The following is a 12,017-nucleotide window of genomic DNA, read 5'->3' as shown; positions in this document are numbered from 1 at the left end:
GCCATGATCCAGAGCACCGCCTCCGGCGACTGCTCGGCGACCAGCAGGGCGGCCGCGGCGATGGCGGGGGCGCTGTTCCGGCCCGCCGGCTCCAGCAGGATGCGGGCGCCGGCGATCTTGGCCTCCCGCAGCTGCTCGGCGACCAGGAAGCGATGCGCCTCGTTGCAGACAACGACGGGCGGGCCGAATTCGCCGCCCATCGCCCGGGCCGCGGTCTGCTGGAGCATGGTCTCGGCACCCAGCAGCGGCCAGAACTGCTTCGGGTAGCCTTCCCGTGAAAGCGGCCAAAGCCGCGTTCCCGTCCCGCCAGACAGGATGACAGGCACGATCGCCACGTTACTTCTCCATAGATCCTACGGCGGACTACACCGGAAAGATGGCCGGAAACTGGACAGATATCATGCGACCCGAAGGCCGCAATCGGCGAAGCCGGCGAAGAGATAGCCCGAACCACGCACGGTCTTGATGCTGTCCTGCTGCGCCGGGCCCAGCTTGCGGCGGAGCCGGAGCACGAGATTGTCCACCGTCCGGTCCTCGGCCCGGAAGGGGCGGCGGAACACGGTCTCGGCGATGGCATCGCGGCTCACGGCCTTGCCGCGATTCTCGACCAGCATGCTCATCAGGTCGAATTCGGCGGTGGTGAGCACGCATTCCGAGCCATCGGGCCGGAACAGCTCCCGCCGCTGCGGCAGCAACCGCCAGCCGCCGACAGCAACCGCGGGGTCGGCCTGGACCGTGCCCCATTCGGCGCGGCGAAGCACGGCGCGGATGCGCGCCAGCAACGCGGGCAGCGGCATGTCGCGGCCGACCAAGTCATCGGCGCCGGCTTCCAGCACCATGATCTCGCTGAGCTCGTCGCCGCGGTCGGCCAACAGGATGCAGGGCACCAGGGACAGGTCGCGGATGCGGCGCAGCACCTGCAGGGCGGTCAGCGATTCACGGCCTTTGCCGAGCAGGACGACACGGGGCGGGCGGTTCGGGAGCTGGGTGAGCAGGCTGCGTGCGTCTTCATGCAATTCGGCTGAAAAGCCGTTCTCGCCGAAGAAGCCGACCATCCTGTGGCCCAATATCGCGTCTGCCTCGATGATACCGAGCTGTCCCATGGCCGATCCTTCGCCGCGCGTTGCAGCCCAATCCGCGACATCAGCGCTCTATCAATCAGGGATTGATCTCACAGCATAGTGTGCGGCGCAACACGATATGTCACGACCAAAAGCATGGCATGTCTGTCTCAACAATTTGTTACCAAAAATTGTGTGAATTAACAGCCGCTTAGTCTGTGAGCCGCGGCAGGTCGGGCCGCTGCCCGGCCGCCACCGCCTCGATCATGGCCAGATGCTGCGGCAGGCAGACATCCTTCAGGTCGTACCGCTCGACCGCGGTGCGCCGCGCCGCCTCGCGCAGCGGGGCATGCGCCGCCGGGTCGGCCAGGGCCCGCACCACCGCATCCGCCACCTGGTCGGGGGAGAAGAAATCGACCAGCAGCCCGTTCTTCCCGTGCTCGATCACCTCCTGCACCGGCGCCGTGGCGGAGCCGATGACCAGGCAGCCGAGCGCCATGCTCTCGAGCATCGACCAGGACAGGACGAAGGGATAGGTCAGGTAGACATGCGCCATGGACAGGCTGAGCAGATCCAGCAGCGTCCCATGCGGCACCTTCCCGGTGAAATGCACCCGGGCCATGTCCAGCTTGTCGCCCAGCTCGGCCAGCAGCAGGGCGCGCCAGGTCTCGGCCCCGGCGGGCTTCGAGCCGTAATGCGGGTCGTCCCCGCCGACCATGACGATCTGCGCCGAGGGCCGCCGGGCCAGGATCTCCGGCAGGCTGCGCATGAAGGTGTGGAAGCCCCGATAGGGCTCCAGCCCCCGCGCGACGAAGGTTACCACCTCATCGCCCTCGGTCAGCTGGCAGCCATCCGGCAGAGTCAGTTCGACGCCGCGCCGGCGGCGGATCGCCTGGGTGTCCACCCCCTCATGCACCACCGAGATGCGTTCCCGCGCCCAGGCAGGGAAGCGGCTGGCCTGCCAGCGCGTCGGCGTCTGCCCCCAATCCGCCACCTGGAGGGAGACGAGGTGGTTGGCGTTCAGAATCCGCACCCGGCAGGCATCGTCCATCGAGATCTCGCCGGGCGGGTCGAAGCCGACATCGGCGCCGGTGGCGTGGTAGTAGAATTCCCAATAATACAGCAGCTTGGTCTCGGGCCAGACATCGCGGAGAAACAGCCCCTCCCCCCAGCCGGGATGGCAGCAGACGATATCCGGGGTGAAGCCCCGTTCCTTCAGGTTCAGCGCGGCGCGGGCGGTCTGCTGGCCGCGATAGACCGCCGTCTCGAAGCGCCGGACATAGCGATGCGTCTCCTTGGCGCCCGGATGCGGCGGCTTGTAGCGAAGATGGCGGACCCCCGGCAGCGCCTCGGCCGGGTTCTCGCCGAGGCCGATCACCTGAACCCCCGGGCGCTGCGCCAGGGCCTGGGCGACATGCCGGTATTGCGCGGGGAAATTCTGGTGGACGAACAGCACGCGCATCGCATCGGATCCCTTGCCCTGCCGGCGACCCGGCTCATGCCCGATCGGAAAGCACAGGGCAATTCCCGTGGGTCCGCCCGCCCTCGCGCTGCCGTGCTGCACAAATGCGCCAAGGGAGGCAACAGCAAGCCCTTGGATGGATTAGGGAAGGTGCATGGAAGCCGCCCTCCAAAGGACCGACTGGTCCGTCCTCTCGACCCTCCTCCGCCTGGCCCAGCGCGAAGGCTGGCGAGTGGAATTCGACACCCATGAGGTGGTGGTCTCCAGCCGCCGTGCCGCGGCCGGGGTCATCCACCTCCCATCCCGCCTGATGCGGCATGCCCGCGCCAGCGGGTGGCACGCCGCGATCACGCCGGGCCGGATCGGCCTGCGCCACCCGGCGGTGCGGCAGGCGGTGACGGTGCGGCTGGAGACCTGATCCCCCCTCTGCACGCCGCGGGCGGCAGGGTCTAGGCTCCGGCCCAAGAGACCCAGGGCCGGAGCCGCCATGACCAGCAATCCCACCGCCTGCCTCCTCATCATCGGCAATGAGGTCCTGTCCGGCCGCACCCGCGACGCCAACCTGCAATTCCTGGCGACCCGCCTCGGTGAGCTCGGCATCCCAATGCGCGAGGCCCGCGTGATCCCGGACGTGCCGGAGATCATCATCGCCACGGTCAACGAATGCCGCGCCCGCTTCACCCATGTCTTCACCACCGGCGGCATCGGCCCGACCCATGACGACATCACCAGCGAATGCATCGCCCGCGCCTTCGGCGTGCCCTGGGAGGTGCATGAGGAAAGCCGCGCACTGATGGCGGCCGATTACGCGCGGCGCGACCCGCCGGTGGAGTTCAACGCCGCGCGGCTGCGCATGGCGACCCTGCCGCGCGGCGCGGTGCCGATCCGCTGCGCCGAAACCAATGCGCCCGGCTTCAGCATGGAGAATGTCCATGTCATGGCCGGCGTGCCGCGCATCATGCGATCGATGTTCGAGACGCTGGCGCCGGGCCTCGAGCGCGGTCGGCCGGTCGTTTCCCACACCGTGCATGCCGACTATGTCTATGAGGGCCAGATCGCCGAAGGCCTGACCGCGATCCAGTCGCGCTTCCCCGAGCTCGATCTCGGCAGCTATCCCTATTACCGCGGCAAGGGCGGCGGCGTGGCGCTGGTCGCCAAGGGGACCGAGGCGGCGGAGGTCGAGGCCGCGGCCGAGGCGATGTTCGCGCTGCTGGCCCAATACGGCCAGGCGCAGCAGGGCGAACCCGCACCCGAAGGCTGACGCTACCCCTTGGGCGGCTGCGCCAGCCCCAGCTCCTCGGCGGCGATCCGGTTCGCCTCGATCGCCGCCGGCACGCCGCAATACATGGCAACCAGCAGCAGCACGTCCTGGATCTGCTCCGCGGTGCAGCCATTGGCGATGGCGCCCTTCACATGCACGCGGAATTCCTGCGCCCGGTTGCTGGCCGCGGTGATGCCCAGCATGACCAGGCTGCGCATGTCGTGGCTCAGCCCGCTGCGGGACCAGACATCGCCATAGATATAGGCGTTGATGATGGTCTGCAGCGGCCCGCCGAATTCGCCGGCGGCCTGCATGCGCTGTTCCACCGCCGCCTCGCCGAACATCGCCTTGCGCAGCCGGAGGCCGCGCTCGTTCAGCTCGCCCACATCCACCACGGCCGCGTCTCCCGCCCTCGATAATGTCCGCATGAACCGCCCGGCCCGACAGCGGAAGCATTGCTTGCGCCGGCCGACTTTGTCCGGATATTCTGCCCACCAGCAGCACCAGCCGCAAGACTGGACCAAGGGGGAGGAAGGACATGGCGTTCCGGCAACCCGGCCGCGGAAGGCGGCTTGTCCGCGCGGCGCTCCTGCTCGCCTCCCTCCTGGTGCCGGCCTCCGGCGCGGTGGCGCAGGCCTATCCCAGCCGGCCGATCCGGCTCGTCGTGCCCTTCCCCGCCGGCGCCGGGCCCGACCAAGTGGCGCGGATGATCGCGCAGCACATGCGCGACGGCTTCGGCCAGCCGGTGGTGGTGGAGAATCGCAGCGGCGCCCTCGGCAGCATCGGCGCGCAGGAAGTCGCCCGCAGCGCGCCCGATGGGTACACGCTGCTGATGGCGACCAACACCACCCATGCCGCCAATGTCGCGATGATCCGCAACCTCGCCTATGATCCGGTGGCGGATTTCGCCCCCGTGGCGCGGGTCATCACCACCGCCATGGTGCTGCTGGTGAAGCCGGATTTCCCGGCCCGCAGCCTCAAGGAATTCGTCGCTCATGCCCGCGGGCGGGAGTTGACTGCGGGCTATGGCTCCGGCGCGGCGCAGATGTCGATCGCCCAGCTCCGCAGCATCGGCGGCATCGCCACCACCGCCGTCTCCTATCGCGGCGTGCCGCAGGCGGCGGGCGATGTCATCGCCGGCTTCCTCTCGCTCTCCTTCGCCGATTACGCCATCGCGCTGGCGCAGATGCAGGGCGGGCAGCTCCGCGGCCTGGGCGTCACCGCCACCACGCGCTCGCCGCTGCTGCCGGAACTGCCCTCCTTGAGCGAGGAGATGCCCGGCTTCGACGTGACGATCTGGTACGGGCTGGTCGCCCCGGCCGGCACGCCGGAGGCGGCGGTGGCCCGCCTCGCGGAGGCAACCGGCGCCTGGATCGCCCTGCCGGAGACGCAGAGCCGCCTCGGCGGCATCGGCCTGCAACCGGCCTTCCTGCCGCCCGCCGAATTCGCCCCCTTCATCCGCAGCGAGGTGCAGCGCTGGACGGCGAATGCCCGGGCGGCAGGGATCGAGCCCGAATGAGCGAGGCCGGCATGGAACCGATCATCGACGCCCATCACCATATCTGGGCCCTGTCCCGCGTGCCCTGGCTGCAGGGTCCGCCGGTGCCGCGCATCTTCGGCGAATACGGCGCGCTGCGGCGCGACTATGGCGCGGCGGAATTCATCACCACCGCCCGCCGCCGCGGCGTCGTGCAATCCGTCTATATCCAGATCAATGTCGCCCCCGGCGAGGAGGTGGAGGAAGTCGCCTGGGTCCGCGCCGAAGCCGCGCGGCAGGCCTTCCCCATGGCGATCGTCGGCTATGCCGACCTTGCCGCCCCCGATCTCGCGCAGGTGCTGGACCGGCAGATGCAGGCCGGGCCCATCGTCGGCATCCGCCAGCAGCTCCATTGGCATGAGACGCCGCTCTACCGCTTCGCCGCCCGGCCGGACATCATGGCCGATCCCGCCTGGCGCGCCGGCCTGGCCGAGGTCGCGCGCCGCGGCCTCGCCTTCGACCTGCAGATCTTCCCCGGCCAGGCGGCGCATGCCCTCGGCCTGGTGCAGGACCATCCGCAGGCGCGCTTCATCCTGGAACATGCCGGCATGCTGGAGGATCGCAGCCCGGCCGGCTGGGCGGAATGGCGCGCCATGCTCCGCGCTCTTGCCGCCTGTCCCAATATCGTCGCCAAGCTCTCCGGCCTCGGCACCTTCGTCCGCGCCTGCACGCCCGAGCTCTGGCGCCCGGTGGTGCGGGAGACGCTGGAGATCTTCGGCCCGGAACGCTGTCTCTTCGGCAGCAACTACCCGATCGAGCTGCTCTGGACCGAGTATGACCGGCTGCTCGACGTGATGCTGGAATGCCTGCGCGACCTCTCGGCGGAGGAGCGCCGGCAGGTGATGCACGACACCGCCCGGGCCACCTACCGGCTGTGAGAGACCCCGTCGCGCCGGTCGGCATCGCCGGCCTCGGCCTGGTCGGCAGCGCGCTGGCGGCGCGGCTGCTGGCCGCCGGGCATCCGGTCTTCGGCTGGGACCCGAAGCTGGACCGCCGCATGGCGCTGGCCGCCGCGGGGGGCGAGGCGGCGCCGGGCCCCGCCGCGCTCATCGCCTGCCCGGCGCTCTTCCTCGCCGCCTATGATGCGGCGCAGGTCGAATCCCTGCTGGATGCGCTGCCGGGCGGCGGCCGCCTCGCCACGCTGGTCCTGGTCACCACCTGCGATCCCGGCGAGGCGCAGGACCTCGCCCGCCAAGCCATGCTGCGCGACCTCGGCTTTGTGGAATTCCCCATCTCCGGCACCAGCCGCCAGATCCGCGAGGGCAAGGCGACCGGCCTCCTCGCCGGGGAGGAGGCGGCGATCGACCGGGTCGCGCCGCTGCTCGCGGCCGTCTGCCCGCATCACATCCGGGTCGGCCGGGCGGGGGATGCCGCGCGGATGAAGCTGGCGGTGAACCTCGTCCTGCAGATCAACCGCATTGCCCTGGCCGAGGGGATCGTGCTGGCGGAGCGGCTCGGGCTCGATCCCGGCCTGTTCCTGCGGGTGGCGCGGGACTCGGCGGCCTATTCGGCGGTGATGGACAGCAAGGGCGAGAAGATGGTGTCCTCCGACTTCACGCCCGAATCGCGCATCGCGCAGACGCTGAAGGATGCCGAGCTGATCCTGGCCGCCGCCGCCGCCGCGCGGCAGGTGCTGCCGCTGGCGGCCACCGGGACGGCGCTGCTGCGCGCCGCCATCGCATCCGGGGGCGGCGAGCGCGACAGCGCCGCGGTGATCGAGGCGATCCGCGCACTGGGCTGGAAGAGGGAGGCGCCATGATCGATGCCGCGATCGTCGGCCTGGGCCGCTGGGGCCGCAGCCTGGTCGAGGCCGGCAGCGCCGGGCTGCGCTTCACCCGCGCGGTGGAACCGGATCTCGCCTCGGCCGCGAGCTTCGCCACGCAGCATGGCATGGCGCTGACCGCTGATCTCGACAGCGTGCTGGCCGACCCCGCCATCGGCGCCGTGCTGCTCGCCACCCCGCATTCGCTGCATCCGGCGCAGGTGATCGCCTGCGCCGCCGCCGGCAAGCCGGTCTTCTGCGAGAAGCCGCTGGCGCTGACCCTCGCCGAGGCGCGGCGCATGCTGGCCGCCTGCGAGGCCGCCGGCCTGCCCCTCGTGGTCGGCCATAACCGCCGCTTCTGGCCCGCCATGCAGGCGCTGCGCCGGCTGGTGAGCGACGGCACGCTCGGCCAGGTCGTGCATGTCGAGGGCCATAACAGCAACGAGAATGCGGGGGCGGTCAGGGCCGGCTGGCGGCTCGACCCGGCGGAATCCCCGGCCGGCGGCCTGACCGGCGCCGGGCTGCATGTGCTGGACGCCTTCACCAGTCTGATGGGCCCGGCGCGGCGGGTGCAGGCGCGGCTGCTCTCACACAAGCCGCCGCCCGGGCCGGTCGACACGCTCTCGGTGCTGGTCGAATTCGCCGCCGGCACCAGCGGCGTCATGGCGACGGTGCGCGACACGCCCTTCTACTGGCGACTCCATGTCTTCGGCACGGCCGGCTCGGCCGAGGTGCTGGGCGAGACCACCCTCATCCTCCGCCGCAGCGGCGCGGCGCCCGAGACGCTGCCCATCGCGCCGACCAATTCCCTGCGCGCCGAGCTTGACGCCTTCGCCGACCTGCTCGCCCAGGGCAGGCCGCACCCGATCCCGCCAGCGGAGATGCTGGCCACCGTCGCGGCCTTCGAGGCGGTGGTCGCCTCGGTCTCCGCCGATGCGCCGGTCGCCTGCACGCCGGTCTAGGATGACAGGCCGCACGCCGCGCTACCAGGAGATCGCCTCCGCCCTGCTGGCCGAGATCCGCGCCGGCCGCTGGGCCGTCGGCGACCGCCTGCCGATCGAGACCGAACTCTCCGAGCGCTTCGAGGCCGGCCGGCACACGGTGCGGGAGGCGCTGCGGATCCTGACGCAGCAGGGGCTGATCCTGCGCCGGGCCGGGCTCGGCTCGGTCGTGGTCGCGGCCGAGCCGCCGGCAGTCTTCACCCATAGCGTCGGCTCGCTCGCCGAATGGATGCGCTACCCGCCGGAGACCTTCCGCGAGACCCTGCATGGCGGCGAGGTCACCGCCGACCGGGCGCTGGCGGGGGTGCTGAAATGCCCGCCCGGCCGGCGCTGGTTCCATATCGCCTCCATCCGCCGGGCGGATGCGCATGCCCAGCCGCTGGGCTGGACCGATATCTACGTGCTGCCGAAATATGCCGCCGTCATCCGCCGCCGCGACCATGGCCGCACGCCGGTGCATGAACAGATCGCCCGCCAGTTCGGCGAGGCGATCGATCATGCCCGGCTGGATGTCTTCGCGGGCCGCCTGCCGCCGGAGATGGCCGGCCCGCTGGAAGCCGAGCCGGGCTGCCCGACCCTGGTGATGGTGCGCCGCTATTTCGGCCTGCGCAGCGGGCTGTTCGAGATCACCGTCACCACCCATCCCGAGGGGCGCTACGTCTACAGCATGGATATGCGGCGGGAGCTGCGGGTCGCGCCCGCCTGACCCACCAACCCTGATCCGCTACTGCGCCGCCTGCAACGCCGGCGTCCCGCCCGCCGCCGCCCGGCTGAGCGGGATGGTGATCTCGCAGACCAGCCCGCTTGCCGGCCAGTCCCGCCGGATGGTGCCGCCGAGCTGCCGCAGCACCATCGCCTCGATCACGCGGGACCCGAAGCCGCGCCGCTCCGGCACCCGCGGCACGACCGGACCACCCCGTTCCTCCCAGCGCAACCGCAGCAGCCCGGCTTCCGCCTCGATCCGCCAGGTGATAACGACCTGGCCGGCGGCGGTGCTGAGCGCGCCGTATTTGGCCGCATTGGTGCCCAGCTCATGCAGCGTCATCGACAGCGCCTGGGCCGCCGGCGGCACCAGCATCAGGTCGGGGCCGGAGGCCGTGGCCCGCGCCGCGCCGCCCCCGCTGGGCAGGAAGGCGCCGAGTTCCACCCGCACCAGGTCGCGGACCGAGGCACCGGCCCAGGCGCTCTCGGCCAGGAGGCTATGCGCCTGGGCCAGGGCCCGCACCCGCCCCTCCACCGCCTGCCCATAGGCGACCGGGTCGTCCTTCGGCGTCAGCCGCACCGCCGCCTGCACCACGGCCAGCGCGTTCTTGGCCCGGTGGTCCACCTCCCGCGCCAGCAGCAGCATCCGCTCCTCCGCCAGCTTCCGCTCGGTCAGGTCGAGCGCGATGCCGATCATCCTGAGGGTCTGCCCGGTGCGCGGGTCCCTGACCACCCGGCCGCGGCTGGCGATCCAGCGCAGCGCTCCGTCGCCGGGACGGATGATGCGGAATTCCGTCTCCCAGCTCTCGCCGCCGCCGAGCAGCGTCGCCTCCAGCGCCGCCTCCACCTCCGGCCGGTCCTCGGGATGGATCAGGGCGAGCCAGGCGGCATAGCCCGGCGGCACTGCCGGGTCGGTGCCGTGCAGGCGGTGGCAGCTTTCGGACCAGTGGAGCGTGCCCATGGCCACATCCCACTCCCAGCAGCCGATCCCGCCGGCCTCCTGGGCCAGGCGGAGACGCTCCTCGCTGCTGGCCAGCGCCGCCTCCGCCGCCTTGCGTTCGGTCACGTCGCGGGCGACGCCGGCGATGCGCAGCACCTCGCCGCTGGCCGGGTCGCGTTCCACCACGCCGGCATAGGATTCGGTCCAGTTCCAGCCGCCCTCGGGGCGGCGGACGCGGTATTCGATCCGGTAGGATTCGATCCGGCCCGCCACCGCAGCCTCGTAGGTGGCGCGGACCCGGTCGACATCCTCCAGGTGGACGACCTGCGCCAGATAGTCCGCGACCTTGAAGTGCTGCAGCGGCAGGTTCGGCTGGTCCGGCACCGTGCGGCCGGTGCGGGTGGCGATGCCGGTCCGCGCATCCACCTCGAAGCTGCCGAGCTGCACCGCCTCGAGCGCAAGGCGGAGATGCTGGTCATGGGCGCGGAGCTCGGCCAGCGCCTGCGACAGCGCCGCGGTCCGCTCCTCCACCCGCCCCTCCAGCCGGGCATTGGCCTCGGCCAGCCGGCGCTGCCCGCGCCGCACCAGCAGCGCCAGGACGGCGAGCAGCAGGGCCGCGGCCAGGCCGAGCGCCCCCTGCACCACCGCGGCCCGGCGCCAGTGCTCCACCACCGCCGCGCGCGGCCGGGCGGAGGCGGCATAGGCCGGCCAGCCCTCCACCCGCCGATAGGCGACAACCTGCTCCACCCCATCGACCGTCGAGCGGAGGCGGCTGATGGCGCGCTCCTCGCCGGCGGCCATCGCGGCCAGCATCGGGCTCTCCGGCCCGACCCGGATCGGGCGCCCCTTCGGCCCGAAGCCGGCCGTGCGGGCCAGCACCTCGCCATCGGCCCGCAGCAGGGAGATCACATCCGCCTCCCCCGCCCGCAGCCGGCGCAGCCCGGCCGCCACGTCATCCGGGAAGACCGAGACATTGGCCTGGCCGTCGAATTGCCCCGGCGGCATGCCGTTGCCGGTCCGGGTTCGGCGGCGAGCCACGGCGAAGAAGGTGTTGCCCTCGATCCGGCCGCGATAGACCCGGGTCAGGACCACCGGCGGCGGCTCCTCCACGGCGAGCAGGCTGTGGTATTCGCGGTCGGCGACATCGACCTCGCGCGGGACCGGGTAGAGGCTGGCGCTGAGCAGCAGGCGGCCCTCCCGATCGCCGACATAGGCGGTCTGGACCAGCTGCTCCTCCGCGATCAGGCGTTGCAGCCGGGCATGCAGTTCCGCCTCGCGCTCCCGGATCTCGTCATCAGACAGGTCGCGCAGCAGATCGTTGACTCGGTCCGCTGCCACGCGGTGGCTATCCAGCACCCGCCGCGCATACTCCGCCGAGGCATCGGCGGCGCGGATCATCTCGCCCTCCGCCTCGCGCCAGGCATCGGTCCAGGAGGACCAGGCGGCCAGCCCGGCCAGGGCGAGGGGCAGTGCGACCACCGCGGCCAGCAGCGCCGATAGCGGGGCGGAAGAGATCCGGGCACGAGCCATGGGCGCGGTGCCGGCGGGGCCCGTCTCCCTGGTTCCTGCCGCCTGCATCCGCCCTGCCTCTTCCGCCTAGCCTCAAGAGATCGTGATGCGACATGCGGCTCGGCGGCGCAACAGGGATCGGCGGGCGGCGCCGGTTTTCCGCGGGCGTGTGGCCCGACTCAGCCGGCCGGGGCCGGCCGCTTGCGAATGATGAAGCGCATCATCCCTTCCAGCACCAGTTCCCGCCGTTGGTTGTGGACGGTGCTGGCAAGGCCGACGACGCCGGTGCTGCGGCGCGGCGTCAGCTCCGCCACCTCGAGCGCCGGATAGAGCGTGTCGCCGACGAAGACCGGCTTGTGGAAGCGGCTGGACTGTTCGAGGAAGCCGACCAGCGAGTCCTCGACAAGATAGGGAAACAGCCCCGCCCCCGGCGCGGTCTGGATCAGCGTTTGCAACCCGTGCGCCAGCATATGCGGCATGCCACGGGCGCGGCAGTATTCGGCGTCATAATGGACGGGATGGTTGTCGCCGCTGGCGGCCTGGAAGGCGAGGAAGATCGCCTCGGTCATCGTCCGGCTGGGCAGGAGGAAACGCTCGCCGGTGGTGAAATCCTCGAACCAGCGCTGCTCGGACACCATGCGGTGCCGTGCGGGATCGAATGCCTCGCTCATGGATTGCTCCTCCCGGATGCGCCGCGGCGGTCGGCATCGGGAAGGCGGAGTCCCGGCTTGCCCTTCCGGACGGTCTGCCGCCAGGATGATTCAGAGGCTTGCGGCAAGCAA

The 12,017-nt window shown here is 71.3% G+C and carries 13 protein-coding genes; 7 read left to right on the top strand and 6 right to left on the bottom strand.

The window, feature by feature from the left end; genetic code table 11:
* From JMJ55_RS20320 to JMJ55_RS20310, 3 genes are all read right to left on the bottom strand, one after another.
* Nucleotides 1-335, bottom strand: a 335-nt coding sequence (locus JMJ55_RS20320) for a sugar phosphate nucleotidyltransferase (RefSeq protein ID WP_202827424.1), incomplete at its 3' end; no start/stop codon positions are given.
* A gap of 63 nt (nucleotides 336-398) precedes the next feature.
* Nucleotides 399-1,103, bottom strand: a complete 705-nt coding sequence (locus JMJ55_RS20315) for a response regulator transcription factor (protein ID WP_202827423.1) — start codon at nucleotides 1,101-1,103, stop codon at nucleotides 399-401.
* 169 nt (nucleotides 1,104-1,272) lie between these two features.
* Nucleotides 1,273-2,523 (bottom strand): glycosyltransferase family 4 protein, encoded by a 1,251-nt coding sequence (locus JMJ55_RS20310; RefSeq protein ID WP_202827422.1) that lies wholly within the window; start codon nucleotides 2,521-2,523, stop codon nucleotides 1,273-1,275.
* Between the two features lie 154 nt (nucleotides 2,524-2,677).
* Here JMJ55_RS20310 and JMJ55_RS20305 point away from each other — a divergent pair, with 154 nt between their 5' ends.
* Together JMJ55_RS20305 and JMJ55_RS20300 are read left to right on the top strand one after the other, a co-directional pair.
* Nucleotides 2,678-2,941 carry a hypothetical protein gene (locus JMJ55_RS20305; protein ID WP_202827421.1) on the top strand — a complete coding sequence of 88 codons (264 nt, stop codon included), beginning with the start codon at nucleotides 2,678-2,680 and terminating at the stop codon, nucleotides 2,939-2,941.
* A 69-nt stretch (nucleotides 2,942-3,010) separates the two neighbouring features.
* Nucleotides 3,011-3,784, top strand: a complete 774-nt coding sequence (locus JMJ55_RS20300) for a competence/damage-inducible protein A (protein WP_202827420.1) — start codon at nucleotides 3,011-3,013, stop codon at nucleotides 3,782-3,784.
* A 2-nt stretch (nucleotides 3,785-3,786) separates the two neighbouring features.
* Here JMJ55_RS20300 and JMJ55_RS20295 read toward each other — a convergent pair whose 3' ends face one another.
* On the bottom strand, nucleotides 3,787-4,179 hold the full coding sequence (locus tag JMJ55_RS20295; protein WP_202827419.1) for a carboxymuconolactone decarboxylase family protein: 393 nt from the start codon (nucleotides 4,177-4,179) through the stop codon (nucleotides 3,787-3,789).
* A 143-nt stretch (nucleotides 4,180-4,322) separates the two neighbouring features.
* On the opposite strand from JMJ55_RS20295, the gene JMJ55_RS20290 reads away from it, so the two are divergent.
* The 5 genes from JMJ55_RS20290 to JMJ55_RS20270 are packed head-to-tail and all read left to right on the top strand — an operon-like array spanning nucleotide 4,323 to nucleotide 8,790.
* Nucleotides 4,323-5,303 (top strand): Bug family tripartite tricarboxylate transporter substrate binding protein, encoded by a 981-nt coding sequence (locus JMJ55_RS20290; RefSeq protein ID WP_202827418.1) that lies wholly within the window; start codon nucleotides 4,323-4,325, stop codon nucleotides 5,301-5,303.
* On the top strand, nucleotides 5,300-6,199 hold the full coding sequence (locus JMJ55_RS20285) for an amidohydrolase family protein (protein WP_202827417.1): 900 nt from the start codon (nucleotides 5,300-5,302) through the stop codon (nucleotides 6,197-6,199). The genes JMJ55_RS20290 and JMJ55_RS20285 overlap by 4 nt, the downstream gene beginning before the upstream one ends.
* Nucleotides 6,196-7,080, top strand: a complete 885-nt coding sequence (locus tag JMJ55_RS20280) for an NAD(P)-dependent oxidoreductase (protein ID WP_202827416.1) — start codon at nucleotides 6,196-6,198, stop codon at nucleotides 7,078-7,080. The genes JMJ55_RS20285 and JMJ55_RS20280 overlap by 4 nt, the downstream gene beginning before the upstream one ends.
* Nucleotides 7,077-8,045 carry a Gfo/Idh/MocA family protein gene (locus tag JMJ55_RS20275; RefSeq protein ID WP_202827415.1) on the top strand — a complete coding sequence of 323 codons (969 nt, stop codon included), beginning with the start codon at nucleotides 7,077-7,079 and terminating at the stop codon, nucleotides 8,043-8,045. The genes JMJ55_RS20280 and JMJ55_RS20275 overlap by 4 nt, the downstream gene beginning before the upstream one ends.
* Before the next feature lies 1 nt (nucleotide 8,046).
* Complete coding sequence (locus tag JMJ55_RS20270) at nucleotides 8,047-8,790, top strand: GntR family transcriptional regulator (RefSeq protein ID WP_202827414.1); 744 nt, start codon at nucleotides 8,047-8,049, stop codon at nucleotides 8,788-8,790.
* An 18-nt stretch (nucleotides 8,791-8,808) separates the two neighbouring features.
* Here the strand turns inward: JMJ55_RS20270 and JMJ55_RS20265 are convergent, their stop codons facing one another.
* Complete coding sequence (locus JMJ55_RS20265) at nucleotides 8,809-11,256, bottom strand: PAS domain-containing protein (RefSeq protein ID WP_202827413.1); 2,448 nt, start codon at nucleotides 11,254-11,256, stop codon at nucleotides 8,809-8,811.
* Nucleotides 11,257-11,414: 158 nt separating this feature from the next.
* The gene (locus JMJ55_RS20260; RefSeq protein WP_202827412.1) at nucleotides 11,415-11,906 is read right to left on the bottom strand and encodes a MaoC family dehydratase; all 492 of its coding nucleotides are present in this window, start codon (nucleotides 11,904-11,906) and stop codon (nucleotides 11,415-11,417) included.
* Nucleotides 11,907-12,017: the final 111 nt, after the last annotated feature.

Source organism: Belnapia mucosa, from assembly GCF_016775475.1.
GTDB lineage: Bacteria > Pseudomonadota > Alphaproteobacteria > Acetobacterales > Acetobacteraceae > Belnapia > Belnapia mucosa.
The sequence above is the reverse complement of the archived record's forward strand: the minus strand, read 5'-3'. Positions and strand labels throughout refer to the sequence as shown.

Coding starts and splice junctions, on each gene's coding strand:
- JMJ55_RS20275 (WP_202827415.1), top strand. CDS start 7,077: ATGATCGATGCCGCGATCGTCGGCCTGGGCCGCTGGGGCCGCAGCCTG.
- JMJ55_RS20305 (WP_202827421.1), top strand. CDS start 2,678: ATGGAAGCCGCCCTCCAAAGGACCGACTGGTCCGTCCTCTCGACCCTC.
- JMJ55_RS20310 (WP_202827422.1), bottom strand. CDS start 2,523: ATGCGCGTGCTGTTCGTCCACCAGAATTTCCCCGCGCAATACCGGCAT.
- JMJ55_RS20315 (WP_202827423.1), bottom strand. CDS start 1,103: ATGGGACAGCTCGGTATCATCGAGGCAGACGCGATATTGGGCCACAGG.
- JMJ55_RS20260 (WP_202827412.1), bottom strand. CDS start 11,906: ATGAGCGAGGCATTCGATCCCGCACGGCACCGCATGGTGTCCGAGCAG.
- JMJ55_RS20285 (WP_202827417.1), top strand. CDS start 5,300: ATGAGCGAGGCCGGCATGGAACCGATCATCGACGCCCATCACCATATC.
- JMJ55_RS20300 (WP_202827420.1), top strand. CDS start 3,011: ATGACCAGCAATCCCACCGCCTGCCTCCTCATCATCGGCAATGAGGTC.
- JMJ55_RS20270 (WP_202827414.1), top strand. CDS start 8,047: ATGACAGGCCGCACGCCGCGCTACCAGGAGATCGCCTCCGCCCTGCTG.
- JMJ55_RS20290 (WP_202827418.1), top strand. CDS start 4,323: ATGGCGTTCCGGCAACCCGGCCGCGGAAGGCGGCTTGTCCGCGCGGCG.
- JMJ55_RS20265 (WP_202827413.1), bottom strand. CDS start 11,256: ATGGCTCGTGCCCGGATCTCTTCCGCCCCGCTATCGGCGCTGCTGGCC.